This is a genomic window from Microbacterium yannicii, from assembly GCF_024055635.1.
Taxonomy (GTDB): Bacteria; Actinomycetota; Actinomycetes; order Actinomycetales; family Microbacteriaceae; genus Microbacterium; species Microbacterium yannicii.
Genome location: NZ_JAMXMB010000005.1, coordinates 17,916 through 44,536, shown reverse-complemented (window position 1 = coordinate 44,536; position 26,621 = coordinate 17,916). Strand labels below are relative to the sequence as shown.

At 69.2% G+C, this 26,621-nt stretch carries 21 protein-coding genes; 6 read left to right on the top strand and 15 right to left on the bottom strand.

Annotated elements, in window-relative coordinates:
- Positions 1 to 461: 461 nt before the first annotated feature.
- The gene (gene dapD / locus NCG93_RS01505) at positions 462 to 1,418 is read left to right on the top strand and encodes a 2,3,4,5-tetrahydropyridine-2,6-dicarboxylate N-succinyltransferase (protein ID WP_194413666.1); all 957 of its coding nucleotides are present in this window, start codon (positions 462 to 464) and stop codon (positions 1,416 to 1,418) included.
- 56 nt (positions 1,419 to 1,474) lie between these two features.
- Here dapD and NCG93_RS01500 read toward each other — a convergent pair whose 3' ends face one another.
- Positions 1,475 to 2,044, bottom strand: a complete 570-nt coding sequence (locus tag NCG93_RS01500; RefSeq protein ID WP_194413665.1) for a TetR/AcrR family transcriptional regulator — start codon at positions 2,042 to 2,044, stop codon at positions 1,475 to 1,477.
- Positions 2,045 to 2,227: 183 nt separating this feature from the next.
- Between NCG93_RS01500 and NCG93_RS01495 the strand changes: the two genes are divergently transcribed.
- Entirely contained in the window at positions 2,228 to 3,670 is a 1,443-nt protein-coding gene (locus NCG93_RS01495) for an MFS transporter (RefSeq protein ID WP_194413664.1), read from the top strand.
- A gap of 108 nt (positions 3,671 to 3,778) precedes the next feature.
- Here NCG93_RS01495 and NCG93_RS01490 read toward each other — a convergent pair whose 3' ends face one another.
- From NCG93_RS01490 to NCG93_RS01465, 6 genes are all read right to left on the bottom strand, one after another.
- Positions 3,779 to 5,077, bottom strand: a complete 1,299-nt coding sequence (locus NCG93_RS01490; RefSeq protein ID WP_194413663.1) for a citrate synthase — start codon at positions 5,075 to 5,077, stop codon at positions 3,779 to 3,781.
- A 188-nt stretch (positions 5,078 to 5,265) separates the two neighbouring features.
- A complete protein-coding gene (gene dapC, locus NCG93_RS01485) occupies positions 5,266 to 6,387 on the bottom strand; it encodes a succinyldiaminopimelate transaminase (protein WP_194413662.1) in 1,122 nt (373 codons plus the stop codon).
- Position 6,388: 1 nt separating this feature from the next.
- Positions 6,389 to 6,709 carry a ferredoxin gene (fdxA, locus tag NCG93_RS01480; RefSeq protein ID WP_018170155.1) on the bottom strand — a complete coding sequence of 107 codons (321 nt, stop codon included), beginning with the start codon at positions 6,707 to 6,709 and terminating at the stop codon, positions 6,389 to 6,391.
- A 38-nt stretch (positions 6,710 to 6,747) separates the two neighbouring features.
- The gene (locus tag NCG93_RS01475; RefSeq protein ID WP_194413661.1) at positions 6,748 to 7,113 is read right to left on the bottom strand and encodes a DUF6113 family protein; all 366 of its coding nucleotides are present in this window, start codon (positions 7,111 to 7,113) and stop codon (positions 6,748 to 6,750) included.
- Between the two features lie 32 nt (positions 7,114 to 7,145).
- Complete coding sequence (locus NCG93_RS01470) at positions 7,146 to 7,460, bottom strand: AzlD domain-containing protein (RefSeq protein ID WP_194413660.1); 315 nt, start codon at positions 7,458 to 7,460, stop codon at positions 7,146 to 7,148.
- Positions 7,457 to 8,230 (bottom strand): AzlC family ABC transporter permease, encoded by a 774-nt coding sequence (locus NCG93_RS01465; protein ID WP_194413659.1) that lies wholly within the window; start codon positions 8,228 to 8,230, stop codon positions 7,457 to 7,459. Before NCG93_RS01465 ends, NCG93_RS01470 begins: the two co-directional genes overlap by 4 nt.
- 207 nt (positions 8,231 to 8,437) lie before the next feature.
- Between NCG93_RS01465 and NCG93_RS01460 the strand changes: the two genes are divergently transcribed.
- Complete coding sequence (locus NCG93_RS01460) at positions 8,438 to 10,513, top strand: pectate lyase family protein (RefSeq protein WP_194413658.1); 2,076 nt, start codon at positions 8,438 to 8,440, stop codon at positions 10,511 to 10,513.
- 64 nt (positions 10,514 to 10,577) lie between these two features.
- On the opposite strand, the gene typA is transcribed toward NCG93_RS01460, so the two are convergent.
- Positions 10,578 to 12,488, bottom strand: coding sequence for a translational GTPase TypA (gene typA / locus NCG93_RS01455; protein WP_194413657.1), 1,911 nt, complete (start codon positions 12,486 to 12,488; stop codon positions 10,578 to 10,580).
- A gap of 90 nt (positions 12,489 to 12,578) precedes the next feature.
- Positions 12,579 to 14,378 (bottom strand): dipeptide ABC transporter ATP-binding protein, encoded by a 1,800-nt coding sequence (locus NCG93_RS01450; RefSeq protein WP_194413656.1) that lies wholly within the window; start codon positions 14,376 to 14,378, stop codon positions 12,579 to 12,581.
- A 32-nt stretch (positions 14,379 to 14,410) separates the two neighbouring features.
- On the opposite strand from NCG93_RS01450, the gene NCG93_RS01445 reads away from it, so the two are divergent.
- Positions 14,411 to 15,019, top strand: a complete 609-nt coding sequence (locus NCG93_RS01445; protein ID WP_194413655.1) for a PH domain-containing protein — start codon at positions 14,411 to 14,413, stop codon at positions 15,017 to 15,019.
- 10 nt (positions 15,020 to 15,029) lie between these two features.
- On the opposite strand, the gene NCG93_RS01440 is transcribed toward NCG93_RS01445, so the two are convergent.
- From NCG93_RS01440 to NCG93_RS01430, 3 genes are all read right to left on the bottom strand, one after another.
- Positions 15,030 to 16,217: an ABC transporter permease gene (locus tag NCG93_RS01440; RefSeq protein ID WP_194413654.1), complete on the bottom strand. Its 1,188-nt coding sequence runs from the start codon at positions 16,215 to 16,217 to the stop codon at positions 15,030 to 15,032.
- Position 16,218: 1 nt separating this feature from the next.
- Positions 16,219 to 17,736: an ABC transporter permease gene (locus NCG93_RS01435; RefSeq protein ID WP_194413653.1), complete on the bottom strand. Its 1,518-nt coding sequence runs from the start codon at positions 17,734 to 17,736 to the stop codon at positions 16,219 to 16,221.
- Between the two features lie 173 nt (positions 17,737 to 17,909).
- Positions 17,910 to 19,754, bottom strand: coding sequence for an ABC transporter family substrate-binding protein (locus NCG93_RS01430; RefSeq protein ID WP_194413652.1), 1,845 nt, complete (start codon positions 19,752 to 19,754; stop codon positions 17,910 to 17,912).
- 197 nt (positions 19,755 to 19,951) lie between these two features.
- Here NCG93_RS01430 and NCG93_RS01425 point away from each other — a divergent pair, with 197 nt between their 5' ends.
- Both NCG93_RS01425 and NCG93_RS01420 read left to right on the top strand, forming a co-directional pair.
- Positions 19,952 to 20,782: a CPBP family intramembrane glutamic endopeptidase gene (locus NCG93_RS01425; protein ID WP_252787401.1), complete on the top strand. Its 831-nt coding sequence runs from the start codon at positions 19,952 to 19,954 to the stop codon at positions 20,780 to 20,782.
- A 266-nt stretch (positions 20,783 to 21,048) separates the two neighbouring features.
- Positions 21,049 to 22,080: a type IV toxin-antitoxin system AbiEi family antitoxin domain-containing protein gene (locus tag NCG93_RS01420; RefSeq protein WP_194413650.1), complete on the top strand. Its 1,032-nt coding sequence runs from the start codon at positions 21,049 to 21,051 to the stop codon at positions 22,078 to 22,080.
- 110 nt (positions 22,081 to 22,190) lie between these two features.
- Here NCG93_RS01420 and gcvP read toward each other — a convergent pair whose 3' ends face one another.
- From gcvP to gcvT, 3 genes are read right to left on the bottom strand one after another with little or no spacing between them, the layout of a single operon-like run.
- Complete coding sequence (gene gcvP, locus NCG93_RS01415; RefSeq protein ID WP_194413649.1) at positions 22,191 to 25,100, bottom strand: aminomethyl-transferring glycine dehydrogenase; 2,910 nt, start codon at positions 25,098 to 25,100, stop codon at positions 22,191 to 22,193.
- A complete protein-coding gene (gcvH, locus tag NCG93_RS01410; protein WP_194413648.1) occupies positions 25,097 to 25,480 on the bottom strand; it encodes a glycine cleavage system protein GcvH in 384 nt (127 codons plus the stop codon). The genes gcvP and gcvH overlap by 4 nt, the downstream gene beginning before the upstream one ends.
- Entirely contained in the window at positions 25,477 to 26,616 is a 1,140-nt protein-coding gene (gene gcvT, locus NCG93_RS01405; RefSeq protein ID WP_194413647.1) for a glycine cleavage system aminomethyltransferase GcvT, read from the bottom strand. The genes gcvH and gcvT overlap by 4 nt, the downstream gene beginning before the upstream one ends.
- Between the last annotated feature and the right edge of the window lie 5 nt (positions 26,617 to 26,621).

The window sequence follows — 26,621 nt, the reverse complement described above, 5'->3', positions numbered from 1 at the left end:
AGGACCCCCACCAACCAAACAAATGGTCAGCGAGGATACAAAAATTGGCATTTGACAAGTGCACGCTGTTGAGTTCTCAAAGATCGGACGCACCAACGCTCAGGTCTCTCAACCTTCGCCGCTGGGCAACTTCTCTATCTTACACATCTCGTTTCGCCTGTCAAACCGACGCTGCGAGGTACAAGACCCCACCACGACGCCGACCGACGCACAAGAGTGGAAGACACCCATCCTAAGCCGAAACCGGCAGACTCACCAGGAGCAGTTCGGATGGGGTTGTTCACTGCTTGAGGGGAGCCAGGCCTTCCGGCCTTCCGCTCTACCCTTTGGGGCGAACAAGTAATACTTTACGTGCGACCCGCCCACCCGTCGAATCCAACCCGCACCCCGGGCGTGTCGCACCCCCACAACCGCGGAAACATGCGGAACCTGGCGCGGGGGACCGCGCTACCGTTGATGCCATGACCGAAGAACGATGGGTGTGGGGCATCGGCCTCGCGACGACCGCTGAAGACGGAACCGTGCTCGACACCTGGTTCCCCTCCCCTGCGGCAGGGCGGATCCCCTCGGGGTTCGATCCGCAACTGGCACCGGACTCGCTCGATCACCTTGCGGTCGCCGATCCTCGCCGGGCCGTCACGTCGGAGGTGGTGGCGGTCGAGATCGATCTCGACGCAGCGCCGTCATCGACACCCGACGCGTACCTGCGGCTTCACGCGCTCTCGCATCTGCTGGTCCGCCCGAACGAGGTGAACCTCGACGGCGTCTTCGCCCATCTGCCCAATGTCGCTTGGACGACCGCCGGTCCGGTCCACCCGGACGCCCTGACCCGCCTTCGTCCTTTCCTCGCGCGCGACGGCATCCAGGTGCAGGGGCTCGACAAGTTCCCGCGTCTCCTCGATTACGTCACTCCCGCGGGAGTCCGCATCGCCGACGCGTCGCGCGTGCGGCTCGGCGCATACCTGTCTCCCGGCACAACCGTCATGCACGAGGGATTCGTGAACTTCAACGCCGGCACGCTGGGCCAGAGCATGGTCGAGGGCCGTATCTCGCAGGGCGTGGTCGTCGGCGACGGCAGCGACATCGGCGGCGGCGCCTCGATCATGGGCACTCTCTCAGGCGGCGGGACGCACAAGGTCTCGGTCGGCGCGCGCACGCTCCTGGGCGCCAACGCCGGCATCGGCATCTCGCTCGGCGACGACTGCGTGGTGGAGGCCGGACTCTACGTGACCGCGGGGACGAAGGTGGTGCTGCCGGATGAGCCTCGGCGTGCGGACGGCTCCCTCGCGACGGCAAAGGGCGCGGACCTCTCCGGGCGCGCGGGCCTGCTGTTCCGCCGCAACTCGCTGACGGGTGCCGTCGAGGCCGTGCGCCGCAGCGGCGTGGGCGTCGCCCTCAACGAGGCGTTGCACGCCTGATACGCGCGACTCGACAGCGTTCCGGGCGCCCACTCAGGCGGCGGATGCGCCGGTGATCAACGCCGGATGGCGTTGATCGCGAGATTCAGCACGCGCTGGCGCTGCGCGTCGTCGTCGAAGGACGCGACCGCCGCGACGCCCGACACGAGCTTGACCACATCGCCGATGGTGATGTCGGGGTCGACTTCACCCGCGGCCTGTGCGCGCTCGAGCAGAGGCTCGCCGGCCGACAGCATGATGGCGCGGCATTCCGTGAGCACCGGCGACCGGCGGTTCAGTCCGTCCAGCAGCGCGTGCTTGGTGCCGACATACGTCACGAAGCGGTCGAGCCAGGCGCGCAGCGCGTCCCAGGGCTCGAGGTCGACAACCTCGTCCGCCGCGCGCGCGAGCGCATCGACCTCGCCGAGGTAGAGCGTCTCGATCAGGTCGTCGCGCGTCGGGAAGTTGCGGTACAGGGTGCCGATACCGACGCCCGCACGACGGGCGATGTCCTCGAGGGAGGCTGCCGACCCCTCCTCGGCGAACGCCTCGCGCCCGGCGACGACCAGTGCGTCGAAGTTCCGCGCCGCGTCAGCACGCTGGGGACGCCGCACGTCCAGGGCGGACACCCGCTCGACCACCGACATCCCAGCTCCTCCCGTGTTGCTCCGGCCCGATGCTCTGCGTCGACAGATTCGAGGACCGCAAGTTCTGGTTGCGAACCGGAGGCAACCTCCGCTAATGTTCAAAGCGGAGGCTTCCTCCGTTCGGAGACCTACCTCCACTTTACTCCGCATTCATCGGATCCGCACCCATCGGAAGGCCCGTCGATGCCCACCATCCCCTTCACCCCTCGCGCAGCGTTCGCGGCGATCGCCCTCAGCGTCGCCTCGCTCGCGCTGCTGCAGAACCTCGTCATCCCCGTCATCCCCTTGATCGCCGCCGACTTCGGCGTCACGGCGGATGCGGCATCCTGGACCAACACCTCGTGGCTGATCGCCGCCGCGGTGGCCACTCCCCTGCTGGGACGGATCGGCGACTTGCGCGGCAGGCGCAACACGTTCCTCGCGGTGCTCGGCGTCGTCGCGATCGGCGACATCGTCGCGTCGTTCGCCCCGAATCTCCAGATCCTCATCCTCGCTCGCGTGCTGCAGGGCATCGGCGGCGCGCTCTTCCCGCTGGCGTTCGGACTGCTGCGCGACGTGATGCCCCGCCACCAGCTCACCGGAGCGATCGGCGCGACCAGCGCGATCATCGGCATCGGCGGGGCGGCGGGCAGCGTGCTCGCCGGCCCCCTCGCCGAGCTGCTGGGCTGGCAAGGCATCTTCGCCGTGCCGTTCCTGGCGGCCGTGGCCGGGATCGCGCTGACCGCGATGCTCGTTCCGCCGGCAGGGCTGCGCGCCACCGGAAGCGTCAACGTCGTCTCGGCGGTGCTGCTCTCGGGGTGGCTCATCGCCCTGCTGGTCCCGCTGAGCTCGGGTGCCCGCTGGGGCTGGACCTCGCCGCTCACACTGGGCATGTTCGCAGCGGCCGCTGTGCTCATCGCGGCCTGGGTGTTCTCGGAGCTGCGCTCCGCCGATCCCCTCGTCGACCTCCGTCTGATGGCGACGCGAGCCGTCTGGCCCGTCAACGCCGCCGCGCTCCTCATCGGCGCCGCCGCCTTCGGCTTCTGGGGTTACCTGCCGCAGTTCCTCGAGACGCCCGTCGCCTCGGGGTGGGGGCTCGGGCTCGGCGTTCAGGCCGCCGGCCTGGCGCTGCTGCCCTTGCTGATCGGCATGTCCAGCGTGGGCTTCGCGACCGGCGCCATCGCACGCATCATCCCGCTGCGGCTGATGATGGGGCTCGGCGCGCTGCTCATGGCGGCCGGTGTCGTGTTCGCCGTCTTCGACCACGACACGGTCCTGACAGTGGCCATCGCGGGCGGGGTCTTCGGAGTGGGCATCGGACTCGCCTACGCCTCTACCGCCAGCATCATCGTCGAGAGCGTGCCTGCCGACCGCACCGGCATCGCGACGGGCGTCAATGCCAACCTCCGCACCATCGGCTCGGCGATCGGCTCGGCGCTCACGACCGCGATCGTGTTCGGCTCCGTCGCCCCGGGCGGGTCGCCCGCCGTCGACGCGTACGCCGTGGCCTGGCTGACGCTCGCCGCGGGTGCCGTCGTCGCGGCCGTCATCGTGCTCGCTGTCCGGCCGCGCCGGCGGACCGATGCCGCGGCCAGCTCCTCAGACGAGGAGGCCGCCGACCAGCCCGCCCTCGCCGAGGTCGCCTGACGACACTGCCGCTCGACCGACGAACGGATGCCGCGCCCCGGTGGGGCGCGGCATCCGCATTCTTGTCCGACGATCAGCGTCGAAGCGCGTTCGGAAGACCGGGTGAGGTCAGGAGAGACCCGGGTAGTTCCGCTCCTCGGCGCCGATGTACAGCTGCTGGGGGCGGCCGATCTTCGTCTGCGGGTCGCCGGCAGCCTCACGCCACTGTGCCAGCCAGCCCGGCAGGCGCCCGATGGCGAACAGGACGGTGAACATGCGGGTCGGGAAGCCCATCGCCTTGTAGATCACGCCGGTGTAGAAGTCGACGTTCGGGTACAGGCGACGCTCCTGGAAGTACGCGTCGTTGAGCGCGATCTCTTCGAGCTCCTTGGCGAGGTCGAGCAGCGGGTCGCTGACGCCGAGCGCGGTCAGCACCTCGTCGGCCGACTCCTTCACGAGCTTGGCCCGCGGGTCGTAGTTCTTGTACACCCGGTGCCCGAAGCCCATGAGCTTCACGCCGTCTTCCTTGTTCTTCACCCGCTCCACGAAGCGCTGAACGCTCTCGCCGGAATCGCGGATGCGCGCCAGCATGTCGAGCACCGCCTCGTTCGCGCCACCGTGCAAAGGCCCGTAGAGCGCGTTGATGCCTGCCGAGATCGAGGAGAACTGGTTCGCGCCGGTCGAGCCGACGAGCCGCACGGTCGACGTCGAGGCGTTCTGCTCGTGGTCCTCGTGCAGGATGAGCAGGCGTTCGAGCGCCCGGGACATCACCGGATCGACCTCATAGACCTCGGACAGCACACCGAAGTTCAGCTTCAGGAAGTTGTCGACGAAGCCGAGCGAGTTGTCGGGGTAGAGGAACGCCTGACCGATGCTCTTCTTGTGCGCGTACGCCGCGATGACGGGCAGCTTCGCGAGCATGCGGATGGTGTTGAGCTCCACGTGCTCGGGGTTGTTCGGGTCGGACTGGTGCTCGTAGTAGGTCGACAGCGCCGACACCGCGGACGACAGCACCGACATGGGATGCGCCGTGTGAGGCAGGGCCGAGAAGAACCGCTTGAGGTCCTCGTGCAGCAGGGTGTGCCGCCGGATCTTCTCATCGAACTCGCCCAGCTCGTCGGCCGTCGGCAGCTCGCCGTAGATGAGCAGCCACGCCACCTCGAGGTACGTGCTGTTCTTCGCCAGCTGCTCGATCGGGTAGCCGCGGTAGCGCAGCACGCCCTGGTCGCCGTCGATGTACGTGATCGCGGACTTCGTCGCCGCGGTGTTCACGAAACCGTAGTCGAGGGCGGTGTAGCCGGTCTGGCGGGTGAGGGTGGACAGGTCCACGCTCGGCGAGCCGTCGGTGCCCCGCAGCAGCGGGAACTCGGCGGACCTTTCACCGATTGTGAGGGTGGCCTTCTCCTGCTGGGTGCCCGCGTCGCTCACGGCGCCTCCTCGCGATTTCTGGTCGTACCGGGGGTGTCGTCCGGTCCTGACCGGCACCGTGGGGCGGGCTGTGTCAGAACGGAGGGGCGGGACGGGGGATGCCGCGTCGCCGCGTTCTTACAGCCTAGTGCGCCGTCGCGCCTACTGCTGACACGGCCAAAGGGACGCGGCATCCGATAGAGGAATCCTCAGACGGACGCGACGGCCGCCGCCCGCAGGCGCTGCGCCGCCGCGGAGACGCGCTCGTCGGTCGCAGTGAGGGACAGGCGGATGTGCTGCGGGAAGTGCACGCCGTAGAAGTGACCGGGGCCGGCGAGGATGCCGAGCTCGGCGAGGCGACCGACACTCTCCCAGGCGTCGCGACCCTCGGTCGCCCACAGGTACAGGCCCGCCTCGCTCGCGTCGATGCGGAAGCCCGCCGCTTCGACCGCGGGCCGGAGGATCTCGCGCCGGCGACGGTAGAGCTCCTTCTGCGCCGCGACGTGGACGTCGTCCTCGAGGGCCGCGGACATCGCTGCCTGCACCGGCAGCGGCACCATGAGGCCGAGGTGCTTGCGGGCCGTGAGGAGGCGCGCGACGATGTCGCGGTCGCCGGCCAGGAAGGCGGCGCGGTAGCCGGCGAGGTTGGACTGCTTGCTCAGCGAGTACACCGACAGGATGCCGCGCAGGTCGCCGCCCGTCACCCGCGGGTCGAGCGCAGAGGGAACCGGCTCGTGGTCCCACGGGGCATCCCATCCGAGTTCGGCGTAGCACTCGTCGGACGCGAGCACCGCCCCGAGCTCCCGGGCCCGCGTGGCCGCCGCCCGCAGGGCGTCGACCCCCAGCACACGACCGTCGGGATTGCCGGGCGAGTTCAGCCAGACGAGGCGCGTTCCCTCGGGCCACTCCACAGGGTCGTCGGACGCGACCGGCGTGGCGCCGACCAGTCGAGCCCCGACCTCGTACGTGGGGTACGCCGCACGCGGATGGACGACGACGTCTCCCGCACCGAGGCCCAGGAGCAGCGGCAGCAGCGCGACGAGCTCTTTCGAGCCGACGGTCGGGAGCACATCCTCCGGCGTCAGGCCCGATACGCCGCGGCGTCGCTCGTACCAGTCCGCGATCGCCGCGCGCAGGGACGCCGTGCCGACGGTCTGCGGGTAGGCGTGAGCGTCGGTCGCGGCGCGCAGCGCGTCGGCGACGACATCGGGCGTCGGATCGACCGGCGACCCGATGGACAGGTCGACGATGCCGTCGGGGTGCGAGCGGGCCCGCTGCGCGTACGGCGCGACCGCGTCCCAGGGGTAGTCCGCGAGGTCGGCGACCCCCACGTCAGTGTTCCTGGGGCGGGAGCGCCTCGATGATCGGGTGGTCCTTGTGGATGACGCCGACCTTCGCCGCGCCGCCGGGCGACCCGATGTCGTCGAAGAACTCGACGTTGGCCTTGTAGTAGTCCTGCCACTCGTCGGGCAGGTCGTCCTCGTAGTAGATCGCCTCGACGGGGCACACCGGCTCGCACGCGCCGCAGTCGACGCATTCGTCGGGGTGGATGTACAGCGACCGGTCGCCCTCGTAGATGCAGTCCACGGGACACTCGTCGATGCAGGCGCGGTCCTTGACGTCCACACAGGGCAGGGCGATCACGTACGTCACGCGATCAGTCTACCGGCGAGCCGTCGTCGCTCGTCCGCTCAGACGGTGGTGCGCACCCGATCGGGCCAGGCCACGGCGAGCGCCACCAGGATCGGCACGGCGAAGGTCCAGAACACCGCGAGGCCCGTCTGCGGCACGACCACCGAGCCCCCGGGTCCGCTTCCCGAGAAGACCAGCGTCGAGATCATCATGCCGGCGCCGGTGGCGAGGGTCGCCCATCGGTCGGAGGTGAGCAGTCTGACCGCGAGCAGCAGCGCCGCCGATCCGACCACCGCCAGGATGAGCCCGAGCGGGAACCAGCCGATCTCGTAGGCGTGGGCGACCGTGCCGGCCACCCCGTAGACCAGCCCGACGAGCAGCGCGATGATCCAGCTGCCGATACGGGCGGGGACGGAGGAGCGCATGACTCGATGCTACCGACCGCCTCCGTGCCGGCCTACGCCGCCCAGCCCCAGAGCCGCAGCATCGCCGCCACCAGCGCCGCAGCCACCACGACGACGAGGAACGGCGCCCGCAGCAGCAGCAGCCCCGCGGCCACCAGCACCGCGGGAACACGGGCGTCGACGACGACGGCCTGGCCGACGGCGAGGGTCTGCACCGCCACGAGGGCTGCGAGCAGCGCCACCGTCAGCAGATCGGCGATCCGCAACGGAGTGGGCGCCTCCACCCAGCGGGCCGGGATCAGGTAGCCCACGGTCTTGAGCCCGACGCACACGATGGCAGCGACGAGCACAGCGGTCCACATCGTCACGGCAGCCCCTCCCGTTCCGCGACGTCGTCGGGCTCGACGGCATCCGTAGCGGTGCTCCTGCCGAGCCAGTTGGTCCAGCCCACGACGATCGCAACGACGGCCGCGACGATCACGGGCAGACCCGGCATGAGCACCGGCGTCAGCACCGTCGCGACGACCGCGGCCGCGACGCCGACCACGATCGGCTGGCGGGCTCGGAGCCGCGGCCAGAGCAGCGCGAGGAACGCAGCCGCCGCAGCGGCATCGAGCCCGTAGGCCCGCGGGTCGCCGAGCACGTCGCCGAGGAGGGCGCCGGCCAGGGTCGAGAGGTTCCAGCCGACGTAGATGCCGATGCCGGTGACCCAGAAGCCGAGCGTCCGCGCCCGCGCCGTGCGCTGCGCGAGGGAGACGGCGGTGGACTCGTCGATCGTGAACTGCGCGGCGGCGGCACGACGCCAGAACCCGGCGCCGATCACAGGCGACATGCGGATGCCGTACGCGACGTTGCGGACTCCCAGCAGCGCGGCGGAAGCGATCGCCGACGGCGCCGCGGCCAGTCCCCCGGCGGCCACGATGCCGACGAACGCGAACTGCGACCCTCCGGTGAACATCACGAGACTCAGCACGCACGTCTGCCAGATGTCCAGTCCCGCGGCGACCGCGAGCGCTCCGAACGAGATGCCGTAGGCACTTGTGGCGAGGGCGACGCCGAGGCCTTGGCGCACCGCCCGCTTCGCCTCGCCGGCGCTGTGCGCGTCGTCGAAGTGCGGGTCCAGGGTCACCTTCGTCATGCTAGCGACGCGCCCGACAGGGATCGCCGTCCACTGCCGGACGCGCGGCCCGCCTGGCGCGCCGGCGCCCCATCGCACTCCGCCAGGTGGGGATTGCGCTTTCCTGCCTTCGCGACCATGCTGGTCGCACACGCAGAAAACGCTTCCTCGCTTGTGGGTGCCGCCACCCGTTCTCATCACGGATTCTGCCCTGGACGAAGGAGTCCCATGAGAACGACGCTGCCCGCGCCCGCCGGCGCACCGCACGGCCGATCGTCGCGCCGATCACTCACCGGAGGCATCGGCCTGGCGACCGCGCTGGCACTGGCCGCCGCGCCGGTGATGGCTGCACCCGCGGCCGCCGCGCCGGTGCCCGGCATCCCCTCCCCCGCCGTGGATCTCGGGCACGAGGTGATCACCCCGGGTGACGGCTGGGCGTCGTGGACCGGGCCGACGTACCCGGAGCGCGTCCAGCGGATCGCCGAGCCCGTCACCGGAGGCAGCACCGCCGCCGCCGCAGAGGTGTACGTCGTGGACGACTGGCAGCAGCTGCGCGACGCCCTCGCCGGCGCACCGGGCGGATCGCAGAACGACGCGCGGTACAACCAGGTGCCGAGGATCGTCTATGTGACCGGCACGCTCGACCCCTGGCTGCGAGCCGACGGCACGCGGACCACCTGCGACGACATCGCCGCCCAGGTCACGGTCGCCGGCTCGGGCGCGCACTTCGACATGGACGACTACATCGCGGCGTTCGGTCCCGGCATCGATCCCTCCGGGCCCCTCGAGCAGGCACGCGTCGAGGCGGCCGCGCTGCAGGCGAAGATCACGCTTCAGCACATCGGCTCGAACGTCACGCTCGTCGGCGTGGGCGACGATGCGCGCGTCGTCGGAGCTTCCCTGCGCATCCGCGACGCGCACAACGTGATCGTGCGCAATCTGACGCTGTCGGACGCGTACGACTGCTTCCCGCAATGGGATGCCGGTGACGCCGGCGGCAACTGGAACTCGGCCTACGACAACCTGTCGGTCTGGACGTCGACGAGCGTGTGGGTCGACCACAACACGTTCGATGACGGCGCACACCCCGCTGCCAGCCTCGACACCGTCTACGGCCGACCGTTCGAGGTGCACGACGGACTGCTCGACGTGACGCACGGGTCCGACCTCGTGACGATGTCGTGGAACTGGCTGCAGCATCACGACAAGACCGACATCATCGGCTCGTCCGACTCTCGGACGCAGGACCGCGGCCAGCACCGCGTCACGCAGCATCACAACCGCTGGACGGACATCGGGCAGCGCGGTCCCCGCGTGCGCTTCGGCGACGTGCACGTCTACAACAACCTCTACGAGCAGACGGATGCCACCACCGCGGCCTCCTCGGCGGACCACCCGTTCTTCCAGTACTTCTGGGGCGCGGGCAAGGAGAGCAGCATCGTGGCGGAGGCGAACGCCGTCGAGCTCGTCGACCCGTCGAGCGCGTCGCGCATCATCGCAGGCTGGGGCGGAACGCAGCTCCGCGCGAGCGACACGCTCGTGAACGGCGCGCCCGTCGACGTGCTGGCCGCCTACAACGCCACGGCGGCGAGCCCGCTGTCCGCCGACGTGCGATGGGACCCGGCCGACGCGTACCCCTACGCCCTCGACGCCGCCGACGACGTGGCGGACATCGTCCGCGCAGGCGCGGGCGCCGGCATCCTCTCGTCCGGCACTCCCGTCGCGAGCGATGCACCTGGATCGTTCGCCGTCTCGGACGACAACGGGCGCGACACGGGGCTGCGTGACGGCGACTACCGGATCCTGGCCGACCTCTGGTGGGGGCAGAACGCGACAGTCGTGAAGCTGTACGAGAACGGCGTGCTCGTCGACGCCCAGTGGGTCGACGGCACGTCACCCGCCGCGCAGCACGCGGCATTCGACATCGCCGGGCGCATCGACGGCACCTTCGAGTACACGGTCGTGGCGCTGAATCCGCACGGAGCGACGACCTCGCGCACGCACACGGTGAGGGTGACGGATGCCGCTCCCGGCCGAGCCGTGCTCACGGCGTCCGGCGCGCGAACGGGCACCGTGACGGTCAGCGCCGACCTCTGGTGGGGCACCAACGCGACGCAGTACGTGCTGCTCCGGAACGGCGTCGAGATCGACCGGCAGTCGCTCGCCGCGGCGACCCCGGGCGCCCAGCATGCGGTCACCATGGTGGGAGAGCTGGCTCCCGGCACCTATGAGTTCACCGCGCTGCTGTCGAACGCGGCCGGGTCGACAGAAGCCCGCCCGGTCACCGTGACAGTGCGCGGCTGACAAGGATGCCGCGGCCGGTGCCTCTGAGAGGCGCCGGCCGCGGCATCCGTATGACAGTTCTTGGTTACGCGTTGGCGTCCTGGCGCTTCAGGCGTGCCGTCGCACGCGCACGCTCGGTGGCGTCGAGGTTCACCTTGCGGATGCGCACGATCTCGGGCGTGACCTCGACGCATTCGTCATCGCGCGCGAACTCCAGGCTCTCTTCGAGCGACAGCTGCCGCGGCGGCGTCATCGACTCGAACGAATCCGAGGTGGAGGAGCGCATGTTGGTGAGCTTCTTCTCCTTGGTGATGTTCACGTCCATGTCGTCGGCGCGCGAGTTCTCGCCGATCACCATGCCCTCGTAGACCTCCTGCGTGGGCTGGACGAAGAACGACATGCGCTCCTGCAGGGCGATGATCGCGAACGGCGTGACGACACCGGAGCGGTCGGCGACGATCGAGCCGTTCTGGCGTGTGACGATGTGACCCGCCCACGGCTCGTAGCCGTGCGAGATCGCGTTGGCGATGCCCGTGCCACGGGTCGTGGTGAGGAACTCGGTGCGGAAGCCGATGAGCCCGCGCGACGGCACGATGAACTCCATCCGCACCCAGCCGGTGCCGTGGTTCGTCATGTTGTCCATGCGGCCCTTGCGCGCGGCCAGCAGCTGCGTGATGGCGCCGAGGTATTCCTCGGGCGCATCGATCGTGAGGTGCTCGAACGGCTCGTACGTCTTGCCGTCGACCTTCTTGGTGACGACCTGCGGCTTGCCGACGGTCAGCTCGAAGCCCTCGCGGCGCATGTTCTCGACGAGGATCGCCAGTGCGAGCTCGCCGCGGCCCTGCACCTCCCACGCGTCGGGGCGACCGATGTCGACCACCTTCAGCGACACGTTGCCGATGAGCTCGCGGTCCAGGCGGTCCTTCACCATGCGCGCCGTGAGCTTGTGCCCCTTCACCTTGCCGACCAGCGGCGAGGTGTTCGTGCCGATCGTCATCGAGATGGCGGGGTCGTCGACCGTGATGCCCGGCAGCGGGCGCACGTCTTCGGGGTCGGCGATCGTCTCGCCGATCGTGATGTCTTCGAATCCGGCGATCGCCACGATGTCGCCGGGGCCGGCGCTCTCCGCCGGGTAGCGCTCGAGTGCGCGCGTCTTGAGGAGCTCGGTGATGCGGGCGTTGCTGGTGCTGCCGTCCGCGCGCACCCAGGCGACGGTCTGGCCCTTCTTGAGCGTGCCGTTGAAGACGCGCAGCAGCGCGAGGCGACCGAGGAACGGGCTCGAGTCGAGGTTCGTCACCCACGCCTGCAGGGGCGCCTCATCGTCGTACGACGGGGCCGGGACGTGCTCGAGGATCGCCTCGAACAGCGGCTCGAGATCGTCGTTGTCGGGCAGGGTGCCGTTCTCGGGGCGGTTGCGTGAGGCGGCGCCGGCCCGGCCCGAGGCGTAGACGACGGGAACGTCCAGAAGCGCGTCCACGTCGAGGTCGGGCACGTCGTCGACGAGGTCCGACGCCAGGCCGAGCAGCAGGTCGTGCGCTTCTTCTTCGACCTCGGGGATGCGCGCGTCGGGGCGATCGGTCTTGTTGACCAGCAGGATCACGGGCAGCTTCGCCTCGAGCGCCTTGCGGAGCACGAAGCGCGTCTGCGGCAGCGGACCCTCGCTCGCGTCGACCAGCAGGACGACGCCGTCGACCATGGACAGACCGCGCTCGACCTCACCGCCGAAGTCGGCGTGCCCGGGGGTGTCGATGACGTTGATCGTCACCGGCACGTCGGTGTGGACGCCCTTGTACGTGATCGCGGTGTTCTTCGCGAGGATCGTGATGCCTTTTTCACGCTCGAGGTCGTTCGAGTCCATGGCGCGCTCCTCCATGTGCTCGTGCGAGCCGAAAGAGCCGGTCTGGCGCAGCATGGCGTCGACGAGGGTGGTCTTGCCGTGGTCGACGTGAGCGACGATAGCCACGTTGCGGAGGTCCGGACGGAGGGCGCGCGCCATGAGGGAATCCTTGAAAGAGTATGGGGATGCCGGAATGCCGGCACCCCCATTCTATTAGGCGCTCCTGTGTGTCGCCTTTCGGCGACCGCGTCAGCCCTCCAGACCGGCCCGCAGCAGGGCGGCACGCGCCTCGCGGCGCACGCGCTGCTCTTCGGGGTTAGGAACCGGAACCGCGGCGATGAGCCGCTGCGTGTACGGGTCCTTCGCACCACGGAGGATCTCGTCGCGGGTTCCGGCCTCCACCAGCTTGCCGTGGTGCATCACCGCGATGCGGTGGGCCAGGATGTCGACGACGGCGAGGTCGTGGCTGATGAAGAGGCAGGCGAACTGCAGCTCGCGCTGCAGCTCCTGCAGCAGGTCGAGGAAGCGCGCCTGGACCGACACGTCCAGCGCCGAGGTGGGCTCGTCGGCCACGAGCAGCTCCGGCGCGAGCGCGAGCGCCCGGGCGATGCCGACGCGCTGACGCTGACCACCGGAGAGTTCGTGCGGGAACCGGTTGCGGTACGACGCGGGCAGCTCCACCTGGCTGAGGAGGCTCTCGACGCGGCGGTCGAGATCCTTGCCCTTCGCCTGACCGGCCAGCAGGATCGGCTCGCCGATCGACTGGCCGATGGGCATGCGCGGGTTCAGCGACGAGGCCGGGTCCTGGAACACGATCCCGGTGCGGCGGCGGATCGCGAACAGGTCCTTCTGCGACGCGTGGGAGATGTCCGTGCCGACAGTCGTGAGCTTGCCCTCGGCGATCGGCAGGAGCCCGATCGCGGCGCGCCCCAGTGTCGTCTTGCCGGAACCCGACTCGCCCACGAGTCCGACGATCTCACCCTGATAGATGGCGAGGTCGATGTCTTCCGCCGCCCGGAAGGCGGGAATCCGGCCGCGCTTGGGATAGTCGATCGCGACGCCTTCGAAAGCGAGCACCGGCGTCCGCGTCTCGATGATCTCGTCCGCCGCCTCGCTCGCACGCTCGCGGATCGACGACACCGAGGGCACCGTCGAGGTCGCGGTCGCGATCTCCGCCGGGCCGGCTTCCGCGTCCTCCAGAACGCCGAGGCCGAGGTGGGGCACCGCCGCCAGCAGCTGCTGGGTGTACGGGTGCTCGGGCGCGTGGAAGATCTTCTCCACGGAACCCGACTCGACGACCACGCCGTTCTTCATCACCATGATGCGGTCGGCCAGGTCGGCCACCACGCCCATGTCGTGCGTGATCAGGATGATCGCCGAGTCCAGACGCTTGTGGAGGTTGCGGAGCAGGTCCAGCACCTCCGCCTGCACCGTGACGTCCAGCGCGGTCGTGGGTTCGTCGGCGATCAGCAGCAGCGGATCGCACGAGATCGACTGAGCGATCATCGCGCGCTGGCGCTGGCCGCCGGACAGCTGGTGCGGGTACTTGTGGAAGGACTGCTCCGGGTTGGGCATCTCGACCATCCGCAGCAGCTCGACGGCCTTCTCGCGCGCCTCGTTGGGCGACAGCGAGCGGTCGTGCGAACGCAGCGCCTCCATGATCTGGAACCCGATGGTGTACACCGGGTTCAGCGCCGTCATCGGCTCCTGGAAGATGACCGCGATCTCGTTGCCGCGGAGGGAACGGAGCGTGGCGTCGTCGACGCCCCGCAGCTGGCGCCCCAGGAGCTTGATCGAGCCCGTGACGCGTGAGTTCTCGGGCAGCAGGCCCAGCAGAGCCATCGAGCTGGTGCTCTTGCCCGACCCGGACTCGCCGACGATCGCGAGCACCTCGCCGCGGCGGACGCGGTAGTTCATGTCGATCGCGGCCGGGTAGAACTCGCCTTCGACCCAGAACTCCACGCCGAGATTGTCGACCTCGAGGATGGTCTCGGGGACGGCGCCGTGCGAGGCGGTCAACTCGGCGTCGATGCCCGTTGTGTCAGTCATTCAGTGGTGTCCCATCTGCGAAGCTTGTCAACATGTCGTTCCAGGAAGTCCGCTACAGGCCGGTTTTCGGCCGCGTCCTCGCCCTCGTGACCGTGGTCGTGTGCGCCCTCGGCGCCGTGGCTCTGTTGGTGACCGATCCCGCGTCGACACTGCGATACATCTGGCCGGTCCTGCTGGTGGGCGTGCTCGCCTGGGCCGTGTTCTGGCGACCGAGCCTGCTCGTCCAGGAGCACGGCATCACCGTCGAGAACGTCCTGCGCACGAGCTTCGTGCCCTGGCCCTCGATCACCGCCATCGACACCCGCTACTCGCTGACGCTGCACACGGCGAACGGTCGCATCGCGGTGTGGGCCGCGCCGGCGCCGGGACGGCATCGCACACTCGGCCTCGCCCCGAAGGACTTCGACGGAGTGGGCGAGACGGCCCAGGGCTCGGTCGGCGAACTGCGCCCTGCCGACGCGCTCACGACGCCCAGCGGCAACCTGGCCCAGCTCATCCGCGGTCGCTGGGAGCGGCTGCGCGATGCCGATGCCTTCGCGCCCGGAGTGGACCCGGATGCCACCACGACCACGTGGCACTGGGCGACGATCACGGTGGTCGTGGCGCTGACCGCGGCCACCGTGATCGGTCTGCTGGTCTAGCAGTCGCACGTCACCGCTCCGGATCGAGCGGCTTGTGCTGTACGTCGCCCGGCTCCTCGCGGCGAGGATCGTTGAAGTTCACGATGTCCTCGCCCGCGTAGGCCGTCTGGATCCCGACGTCCACCATGTGGGCGTCCGTCGAGGGCGTCGTGTCGACGCTCGGCGCGAGGGGGCCGCTGGCCCGCCCGGCGCGCGCCATGGCCCGTTCGGTGGGCATCTTCTTCTGGCGCGGGTCGAACGCGTCGCGCAGACCGTCGCCGATGAAGTTCACGCACAGCGCGATGGCGATGATGAAGACGCCGGGCCACCAGAAGATCCACGGACGCGTCGAGAACGCCGCCTGGTTCTCGGAGATGATCTTGCCCAGCGAGGTGTCCGGTGACTGCACGCCGAACCCGAGGAAGCTCAGCGACGACTCCAGCAGGATCGCACCCGCCATGAGCAGCGTGGCGTTGACCACGATCACCCCGACGGAGTTCGGCAGGATGTGGCGGAAGATGATGCGTCGGTCGCGGGCGCCGGAGACGCGCGCGGCGTCCACGAACTCCCGCTCGCGCAGCGTCAGGAACTCGCCGCGCACCAGTCGCGCCATCGTCGTCCAGGCGAACAGGCCGATCACGACACCGAGCACCGCCGCGCCTAGGCTGCCGAACGCGTTGCCGAGCACGGAGCCGATGACGATCAGCGGGATGGTGATGATGATGTCGGTGAAGCGCATCAGCACCGAGTCGGTCATCTTGCCGTAGTAGCCGGCGATGGCGCCGACCACGACGCCGATGATCGAGGCGACGACGCCCGCGATGACCATGACCATCACCGACTGCTGCGTGCCGCGCATCACGACGGCGAAGATGTCGCGACCGACCTCGTCCTGACCGAACGGGTGGTCGCCGAACTGCAGCGGCCACAGCGTCATGGTCGGCACGCCGTTGTTCACCTTCGGCGGGATCTCGTCCCACGAGTACTGCCACCAGCCGGGGATGCGCAGACCCCAGAGGTTCACACCCACCGACGTGAACGCCAGGATGATGATGAAGGCCAGGACGATCATCGAGATCAGCGCCGCACGATGCCGGAAGAACCGCCGGCGGACGATCTGACCCTGACTGAGACCTTCGGTCTCCTTCTGCTCGATCGTGACCTCGGCCTTGGCCTCGTTCTCGCGGGCGTCGGGCTCATTCATGGTTGTGGTGTTCATGTCAGCCCACCTTGATTCTCGGGTCGAGGGCCGCATAGACGAGGTCCGCGATGAGGTTGAAGATCACTGCCAGGGTGCCGGTCACCACGAAGAACGCCATCACGGGGTTCGGGTCGTGGGCGTCCAGGGCGGTCACGAACAGTCGCCCCATGCCGCTCCAGCCGAAGACTGTCTCGGTGACGACGGCGCCGCCGATGATGGCGCCCACGTCGAAGGCGATGATCGTGGTGATCGGGATCAGCGCGTTGCGGAAGGCGTGACGCACGACGACCGTGCGCTGGGTGAGACCCTTCGCCCGCGCCGTGCGGATGTAGTCCTGATTCATCACCTCGAGCAGGCTCGCGCGGGAGTAGCGCGTGTAGCTGGCGAACGAGATCAGGATGATCGCGATCGTCGGCAGCAGCAGGTGGGTGAACAGGTCGATGCCCTGCACCCAGAAGTTGCCGCCGAGCCCCGGCGTCGACGCACCCACCGTGGCGATGGGGCGACCACGCACACGGCTGGAGTTCGAGTAGGCGGCCCAGTACGACATGTACTTGTCGAGCGCAGTGAGGGCCGCCACCAGGAAGCCGACGATCGCGGTGGTCCGCACGACGGGCGCACGATCGGGGCTGCCCATGAACCAGCCCACCGCGCCGGAGACGACCACCGCGAGCAGGGCGAGCGCGAGGAACACCCACATCGTCATGCCGTTGAGGATGTAGTTCATCATCGGCGAGTACAGCGCGATGCCGATGGCCGCGACGATCAGCGAGGCGTACACCGCCTTGCGGTTGCGCAGGCCCGTCGAGACGGCGGTGACACCCACGGCGATGCCCACAGCGAGGAAGGCGTAGACGACGATCCCGATGCTCGGGTCCGCGAACCACTCGGTGACCGACAGGAACGTCAGCACCGCAGCCGTGGCCAGCGTGGCCACACCGAGGACGATGAGGCGTCGTCGCCATCGTCCGCCGATCAGCGACATCCAGATCAGACCCGTCACGATCGACATCCCGATGATGACCGGGACGGTGATCGTAGGACTGGCCAGCCAGTTGTTCATCCGGATCGCGCCGTACTGCTTGAGCAGCACCGCGACCCAGAAGATCGGCAGCGAGAAGAACAGGAAAGCCAGCAGCGTCACGCCGTAGTCGAAGCCGGTGTACTGGCGCAGAGCCGAGACGATGCCGACCGAGATGCCGAGCACGATGGCGACGACGGTCGCGGTCGTGACCAGCGTCAGCGTCGACGTGATCGCGTTGCCCAGCAGGGCGTTGACCGCCTGGTTCTGGATGCTGACGCCGAGGTCGCCGCGGAAGAGCCCGGCGAGCCACAGGAAGTAGCGCAGGGGCGGCGGGACGTCGAGGTTCAGGAGCTTGGTGCGGGCTTGGATCAGCTCCGCTTTGTTCGGGGCGTTGCCCTGCCGAAGGTCCTCTAGGGGATCGCCCGAGAAGGACACCAGCAGATACATCAGGAATGTCGCGGCGAAGAGCACGAAGATCGACGCGATCAACCGCCGGATGATGAATGAAGCCATGGTGTGGCCGCCTGCCAATCGATGAATCAGCGCAGGAGCGGAACCGGCGAGACGTCGGTCCATGCTCCGCCGCTGGGAGGAGTCTAACGCGGTGGGGTGCAGGCCCCTTCGGGGACCTGCACCCCACCTCGGTCACTGACCGAGCGTGAACTCGGCGTGTGCCGTGTCGGTGATTACTCCTCCGAGCCGCTGTCGGCGACCTGCCAGTCCCAGGCGTTCCAGAACACCGTGGGGGCGAGGATGGACGACGTCACGTTGGTGACGCGGTCGCTGACGGCCGTGACCTCAGGGAACTGGAAGATGGTGACTCCGTAGAAGTCGGACCACAGCGTCTTGTCCAGCTCGATCTGAAGGTCGATCTTCTTCTGCTCGTCGAACTCGGTGTTCAGCTGCGCGATGACGTCGTCCGCCGGCGCGCTCGAGTAGAAGTTCATGTTGTTGATGCCGCCGGTCTCGAACGTCGGAAGCGAGTTCGTCACTCCGAGGCTCGTCGACTGCCAGCCGAACAGCGACGCGTCGTAGGCGCCGGGCGTACCGAGCAGGCCGCCCCACTCCTCCGAACCGCAGTCCGTCACGTTGAAGCCGGCCTGAGCGGCCGAAGCCTGGATCAGAGCGAACTCGTTGACACGGCGCGGGTTGTTCGACGCGTACAGGATGCAGACCGAGGTGTCGGTGATGCCCGACTCGGCCAGCAGCGCCTTGGCGCCCTCGATGTCGACATCGGCGTAGGCGTCGGAGCCGTTGGCCTCGACGGACTCGTCGTAGCCCTCGGCACCCGGGACGAAGATCTGCGAGTTACGCACGATCGCCTCGTCGCCGATGATCGGCTTGATGAGCGTGTCGACGATCTCCTGACGCGGGATCACCTTCATGAACGCCTCACGAGCCTTCGCGTTCGAGAAGATGTTCTGCGGGTTCTTGCCCTGGTCGAACTGCAGGTCGACGTGCTCGTACGTGCCGCCGAGGCTGGTGTCGACGGTGATGCCGTCGATGCCGTCCAGAGCGGTGGTGATGTCGGCGGTCGCCTGCGGCTGGATGATGTCGACCTCGCCGTTCTCCAGCGCCTGCACGGCGGCAAGCGGGTCGGAGATGAAGCGGATCGTGATCTCTTCGATGTTCGGCGCGTTGTCTCCGGTGTACTCCGGGTTGGCCGTCAGCGTGACGTACTGGTCGGCGACGTAGTCGCTGATCATGTACGGGCCGCTCGCGACGACGAGGTCGGCGTCGTCAGGCATCTCGGTGAAGTTGAAGCCCGAGTTCCAGAACGCCGAGACGGGCGCCAGGTCAGCGGCGTCGTTGTTCTCGATCGCGTCGAGGACCGCCTTCGAGGCCTCTTCGTTGTCGTCGATGCCGAGGGCCTTCTTGCCGACGATGTGAGCCGGCAGCATCGAGCCCATGGTCGCGAATGCGAGCTCCCAGTCCACGTACGGGGCGTCGTACGTCAGGGTGACGCTGCGACCGTCGTCGCCGACCTCAGGCGTCGCCGAGACCAGGCCGAGGCCCGACGTCGGGGTGGCGCCGGAGTCGAAGTAGACGACGTCGGTGGGGAACTCTTCGGTGAACTCACCGGTGTCCGGGTCGGTGAAGTCCGCCGGGTCGAAGTCAGGGGTGTCCAGCGCGCGCGACAGGGCGGCCCAGTGAAGCATGAGGTCCGACGCGTCGACGGGAGCGCCGTCCGACCACTTGGCATCCTCGTTGATGGTGTACTTCACCGTCAGCGGGTCTTCGCTGACCATCTCGTAGGAGCCGAACGACGTGTTCTCCACCAGCTCCGGAGTGTTGTTGTAGTAGTTGAAGCCGTCGAGCACCAAGTAGTTGATGTTGTTGTTCGCAGTGGCGTTACCGAATGACGTGTTGCCGTTCATCGAGTAAAAGGCCTGGTTCCACGCGGCGGTGATCGACGAGCCCTCAACGAGACCGGAGTCATCGTTGTTGCTGTCGCCACCACCGGCGGCGCAGCCCGAGATCACCAGTGCGCCGGCTGCGGCGAGTGCCACCGCAGCCGAGATGCGCTTCATTCTCACTGTTCCTCCTGTGCAGGGTTGTGCGGGCACGCCGGGCATGAACCCGACGGCGCGCGGATGGGAAAACGATAAGCACCAGTGGTGAGATGGTCAAAACGATCGGGGAAAACGTTACAGAGCCTTAACTCAATCGACCCGGAGTGTGACAATCTGACAAGATGACGCCCGCAAACCCGCCCACAGGCGTGAGAGTGTCCACTAAGGTGGCTGCGCCCGATAGTTACGGCCGCCGGCGTCTCACGTGGGAGGTCTGGATCGTCCTGGCGATCTCGGTCGGGCAGTCGGCTCTGTACTCGGTCCTGTCGCTGGTCCGGAAGCTCCTCGCGCCCGTGCCGCTGGGGCAGCAGCAGACCCAGGTGAATCCGGCGCGCGACGTGCAGGCCTTCTGGGACGTGACCTACCAGCTGCTCTCCGTCTTCTTCGACCTCGCGCTCGTCGCGCTCGTGGTGTACCTGCTCTGGGAGCCCGGCGGCAACGCACTGCGGCGCGTGGGTCTCGACTTCACCAGGTTCGGAGGCGACCTCGGCCGCGGCATCCTGCTCGCCGCGGTCATCGGCCTGCCCGGGCTCGCGCTGTACGCGGCGGGACGGGCGCTCGGGATCACCGTCGCGGTCGTGGCGTCGCCGCTCGACGCCGCATGGTGGACGGTGCCGCTCCTGGTGCTCTCGGCACTGCGCGCTGGCCTCACCGAAGAGGTCATCTTCATCGGCTACCTCTTCGACCGGCTGCGGCGGCTCGGGTGGAACGACTGGTCGATCATCCTCACGACCGCGGCCCTGCGCGGGGCCTACCACGCCTACCAGGGCATCGGCGCGATCGTCGGCAACTTCGTCATGGGCCTGGTATTCGGCTGGTGCTACCGCCGATGGGGGCGCATCATGCCGCTCGTGATCGCGCACACCCTCCTCGACATCGTCGCGTTCGTCGGGTACCCGCTGGCTGCCGCGCTCTGGCCCGGCGTCTTCGCCCCGATCCCCGCCCCCACCCCGACGCCGACGCCGACGCCGTCGGCGTCCGCGTAAGCGCGCACGCCCCGACCGCGTAAGGTCGCCCGCCCCGACTGCGAGAGTGCACATGGTGGACGAGAGATAGGGAACTCGCCCATCCCTCGTCCACCAAGTGCACTCTCGGGGCGAGCCGCATCCCCGACGGGGACGCTGGGGTGGGGCGAGTGAAGACGGGGGCAGAGCGGTCCGGCGGTTCCTCCACCGTCCGGGCCGGCGAGGCGCCGTCCACAAATCGGCAGGGAGGGGCTCTCTGACCGCTCCTCTCCGGCGATGGTGGACGGATGCCGCTCATCGCCGTGTCCACGATCGTCAGGCCGAGTCCGGTCCCCCTGATCCGCTGGACGGATGCGCCGCATCCAGAACGAGGTGTTGCGAAGGGGGTACTCGTAAGGGTCCGCCACGGGGTCTATGCATCCGCCAGGCTGTGGCAGGCGCTTGCGCCATGGGATCGCTACCTGGCCCATGTCCACGCCGTGGCCCTCATGCTGCCGGACGTGGTCTTTTGCTGCGAGTCGGCAGCGGCTCTCCTCGGCATGCCGGTCTTCGGCGATCCGGTCGTCGTCCACCTCCTCGTCGAGAGCTCGGGCACCTCGCGTCTGGCTGCGGGGGTGCGGTCGCATCGGGCCGCTGACGACAGGATGATCATCGAGGCGAGCGGACTCGCCCTCACGTCTCCTGCCGATACAGCGATCGATCTCGCACGCCACCGCCACCCGGCGATCGGCCGATCAACCGCTGACGCAGCTCTGCGCGCCGATCCCGCACTAACCCGGGAGCTCCTGGTCTCCGGCAATGAGACGAGGACGAGCAGCCGCGGCCGGAACATCGCGCGCTGGTCACTCAGCCGCGGCACCGCACGGGCTGAGACGCCGCTCGAGTCCGTCAGCCTGTGCGTGATCGAATGGCTCGGGTTCCCCGAGCCCGAACTGCAGGTCTCGTTTCCATCGGACTCAGGGGAGGTGGATCGGGGGGATATGCTCTGGCGTTCGCTTGGCGTACTCGGCGAGGCGGACGGCGACCTGAAGTACGACGGCCGATTCGGCGACGCCGCGACAGTACTCCGTCGACAGCACCTGCGCGACCGGCGCCTGCGCAGCCATGCGGAGGTGAACTCGATCGTGCATTGGGGGTGGGGCGACGCTTCGTCGGTCACGCCCCTCCAGCAGATCCTCCTCGGCGCCGGAATGCGTCCGATCGCACCGGAGCAGTCGGTCCCGCTCCACTCGCTGAAACGGGAGCTGTCTGCGCGCGCCCCGCACCGCCAGATTGCCCGATCCGAATCGGCGAGAGTGCAGCCGGCGGACGAGGTGTAGGGACTTCACCTACCTGTCGTCCGTCAACTGCACCCTCGCGGACCGGGCGGGCTCGCGAACCGGAGGGCGACGGGATGCCGGGGGCACCGGCATCCCGTCTCCACCGGCCGTCAGGCGAAGGCCTCGATGGGCGGGCAGGCGCAGACGAGGTTGCGATCGCCGTACGCCTGGTCGATCCGGCGGACCGGGGGCCAGTACTTCGTGCGGATCTGCGTGGGGACGGGGTACACGGCCGTCTCTCGGGAGTAGGGATGCGTCCACTCGCCGACCACGACGGCCTCGGCCGTGTGGGGCGCGTTCACGAGAGGGTTGTCGTCGGCGGGCCACTCCCCCGACGCGACGCGCTCGGCCTCGGCCTTGATCGCGATCATGGCTTCGATGAAGCGCTCGATCTCGCCGAGGTCCTCCGACTCGGTCGGCTCGACCATGAGCGTTCCCGCGACCGGGAACGACATCGTCGGGGCGTGGAAGCCGTAGTCGATGAGCCGTTTGGCGACGTCGTCGACCGTGATCCCGGTCGCCTCGCGCAGCGGTCGCAGGTCGAGGATGCACTCGTGTGCGACGAGGCCGTCCTCGCCCGTGTAGAGCACCGGGTAGTGCCCGCGCAGGCGCACGGCGATGTAGTTGGCCGCGAGCACGGCGGCCGCGGTGGCATCGCGCAGCCCCTCGGCACCCATCATCCGCACGTACGCCCAGGAGATCGGCAGGATGCCGGCCGACCCGTGGGGTGCGGCCGAGATGGGTCCGCCGTCGAAGACGCCGCCCGCGTGATCCCGCCGCTGCGAGAACGGATGCGACGGCAGGAAAGGTGCGAGATGAGCCTTCGCAGCGACCGGACCGACGCCCGGTCCGCCGCCGCCGTGCGGGATCGCGAAGGTCTTGTGGAGGTTCAGGTGCGAGACGTCGCCCCCCAGGTCGCCGAACCTGGCGTAGCCGAGGAGCGCGTTGAGGTTCGCGCCGTCGATGTACACCTGTCCGCCCGCGTCGTGCACGGCCTGCGTGATGTCGAGCACGTCGTGCTCGTACACGCCGTGCGTCGACGGGTACGTGATCATCAGGGCGGCCAGCTCGTCGGCGTGCGCCGCGATCTTCGCGCGCAGATCGTCGAGGTCGACGTTGCCGGCGTCGTCGCAGGCCACGACGACCACCCGCATGCCGGCGAGCACGGCGGACGCGGCGTTCGTGCCGTGCGCCGACGACGGGATGAGGCACACCGTGCGCCCTTGATCGCCGTTGGCGCGGTGGTAGCCGCGGATCGCCATGAGTCCGGCGAGCTCGCCCTGCGAGCCGGCGTTGGGCTGCAGAGAGACCGCGTCGTAGCCGGTGACCTCGGCGAGCCAGACCTCGAGCTGCTCGATCAGCGCGAGGTAGCCGTGCACGTCGGCCTCGGGCGCGAACGGGTGCACGCGCGAGAACTCCGGCCACGACACCGCCGCCATCTCGGTCGCCGCGTTGAGCTTCATGGTGCACGAGCCCAGCGGGATCATGCCGCGGTCCAGGGCGTAGTCCCGGTCCGAGAGCTGCTTGAGGTAGCGCATCATCGCCGTCTCGGACCGGTGCGTGTTGAACACCGGATGGGTGAGGAACTCCTCGACGCGGCGCAGCCCCGAAGGCACCCCGGCCAGCGGCGCGGCATCCGTGAACGGCAGCGTGCGCTCGCCCTGCTCGCCCGCACCGAGGAACTCGTTCTCGGGCAGCCCGAAGGCCCAGGCCACGGCCGCGAGGTCGTCGGCGGTGGTCGTCTCGTCGACGGAGACGCCGACCGTCGCGTCGTCCGCCCAGAAGAGCTGGTAGCCGCGTTCGCGGGCGCGCTCGATCACGCGGCGAGAGGCGCCCGGCGTCGCGACGCGGATGGTGTCGAAGAACGCGTCGGAGCGCAGCGACAGGCCGTACGAGCGCAGCCGGGCGGCGAGCGCCTCGGTCTTCTTCGCGACGTCGGTGGCGATCGCGCGCAGCCCGTCGGGGCCGTGGTACACGGCGTACATCGAGGCCATGACGGCCAGCAGCACCTGCGACGTGCAGATGTTCGAGGTCGCCTTCTCGCGGCGGATGTGCTGCTCGCGCGTCTGCAGCGCAAGGCGGTACGCGGGGTGGCCCGCGGTGTCCTGCGAGACACCCACGAGGCGTCCGGGCAGCTGGCGCTCGAGCCCCTGGCGCACGGCCATGTAGCCGGCGTGGGGTCCGCCGAAGCCGAGGGGCACGCCGAAGCGCTGGGTCGTGCCGACCGCGACGTCCGCCCCGAACGAGCCGGGCGAGCGCAGCAGGGTGAGCGCGAGCAAGTCGGCAGCCGCCACCACGAGTGCACCCGCGACATGGGCGGCGTCGACGACGCCGGACGGGTCCCAGATATGGCCCGAGGCGCCCGGGTACTGGATCAACGCACCGAAGAGCTCATCGGGCAGCGTCGCTCCGTGGGCGAGGTCGAGCTCCACGAGCTCGATGCCGACCGCCGCCGCGCGGTGGGCGAGCAGCGCCTTCGTCTGCGGCAGGGTGTCGGCGTCGATCACGAAGACGTTCGACGGCGACTTCGAGCCGCGCCGGGCGACGAGCATGCCCTCGACGACGGCCGTCGACTCGTCGAGCATCGACGCGTTCGCGGTCGTGAGCCCGGTGAGGTCGGTCACCATGGTCTGGAAGTTGATGAGCGCCTCCAGGCGCCCCTGGGAGATCTCGGGCTGGTACGGGGTGTACGCGGTGTACCAGGACGGGTCCTCGAGCACGTTGCGCGCGATGACCGACGGCGTGAGCGTGTCGTAGTAGCCGAGGCCGATCATCGGGCGGGCGGTGCGGTTCTGCGAGGCCAGCTCGCGCAGCTCGGCGAGCGCCTCTGCCTCGGTCGCGGCGGGCGGGATGTCGGTCGTCTGTGCGGGGCTCCCCTCCGGGCGCGGCTTCGCATGGATGGATGCCGGAACCGCCGCCTGCACGAGGGAATCGACGCTGTCGTAGCCCAGGGCGTCGAGCATCGTGCGCTGGGCTGCGGCATCCGTTCCGATGTGACGATCGACGAACAGGCCCGTCATTCGGCGCCACCCGTGAGCGAGATGTACGCGTCGCGGTCGAGCAGCTCGGCGACGGTCGCCGGGTCGACGGTGAGCTTGACGAGCCAGCCTGCCCCGAACGGGTCGGCGTTCACGAGCGACGGGTCGTCGACGACGGCGTCGTTGACCTCCACGACCTCGCCCGTCAGGGGCGCGTAGAGCTCGCCGACGGACTTGGTGGACTCGATCTCGCCGACGACGGTGGCCGCGGTGACCGCGCTGCCCACGGCGGGCAGCTCGACGAACACGACGTCGCCGAGCTTGTCGGCGGCGTAGGACGTGATGCCGACGGTCGCGGTGTCGCCGTCGAGGGCGACCCACTCGTGCTCGGCGGTGTACTTGAGGGTGGTGAGGTCGGTCATGAGTTCCTCCGGTAGAAGGGCAGGGCGGTCACGGTCGCGGGGATACGGGTCCCCCGCACGTCGATGAAGAGCGGGGTGCCGGGGGCGCTCGCCTCCGGCGAGACGAACGCCATGGCGATGGGATGCCCCAGCGTCGGGCTGAGCGCACCGCTGGTGATCTCGCCGACCGGGGTGTCGGCGTCGGCGGCATCGAACACGGCGTAGCCGGCGCGACCTGCGCGCCGGCCCTCCGAGACGAGACCGACGAGCACCGGGGCGTCGGGCGTCACGACCGCCGCGAGCCCCGCCTTGCCGACGAAGTCGTCCTTGTCGACCGCCACGACGCGGCCGAGGCCGGCCTGTGCCGGCACGATGTCGCGCGAGAGCTCGTGGCCGTAGAGCGGCATCCCGGCCTCCAGGCGCAGCGTGTCGCGCGCGGCGAGACCCGCGGGAACGAGTCCGAGCGGTGCGCCGGCGGCGAGCAGCGCATCCCAGAGCGCCGGGGCGACCGCGTTGGGGACCAACAGCTCGAAGCCGTCCTCTCCGGTGTACCCGGTGCGGGCCGCGAACAGTGGCGCGTCGTCGAACGAGCCAGACGACCACGCGTAGTACCCGAGGTCTGCGAACGACGGCGTCACATCGGCGATGCCGTCCGTCGCTTCCACGACAGCACGGGCGACGGGGCCCTGCACGGCGATCAACGACATGTCGTCGGTGTGGTCGTCGAGCTCCGCCTCGAACCCGTCGATGCGGGCGGCGAACGCGCGCGCGACGGCCTCGCGGTTGCCCGCGTTGGCGATCACGAGGAAGCGGTGCTCGGCGATGCGGTACACGATGACGTCGTCGACGATGCCGCCTGACTCGTCCAGCACCAGCGAGTACTTCGCCTTGCCCACGCGCATCGGAGAGAGCGCGCCGGCCAGCGCGTAGTCGAGGAATGGGCCGGACCCCGGCCCGTCGACGGCGAACTCGGCCATGTGCGAGATGTCGAAGAGTCCGGCCGCCGTCCGCACCGCGTGGTGCTCGGCGAGGTCGGAGCTGTAGCGCACGGGCATGAGCCAGCCGCCGAAGTCGGTGAACGACGCGCCGAGGGTCTCGTGGCGGTCGTGCAGGACCGTATGGCGCTCGGGCGCCGCGGGAAGGTTCTCAGGGGGCAATCTCT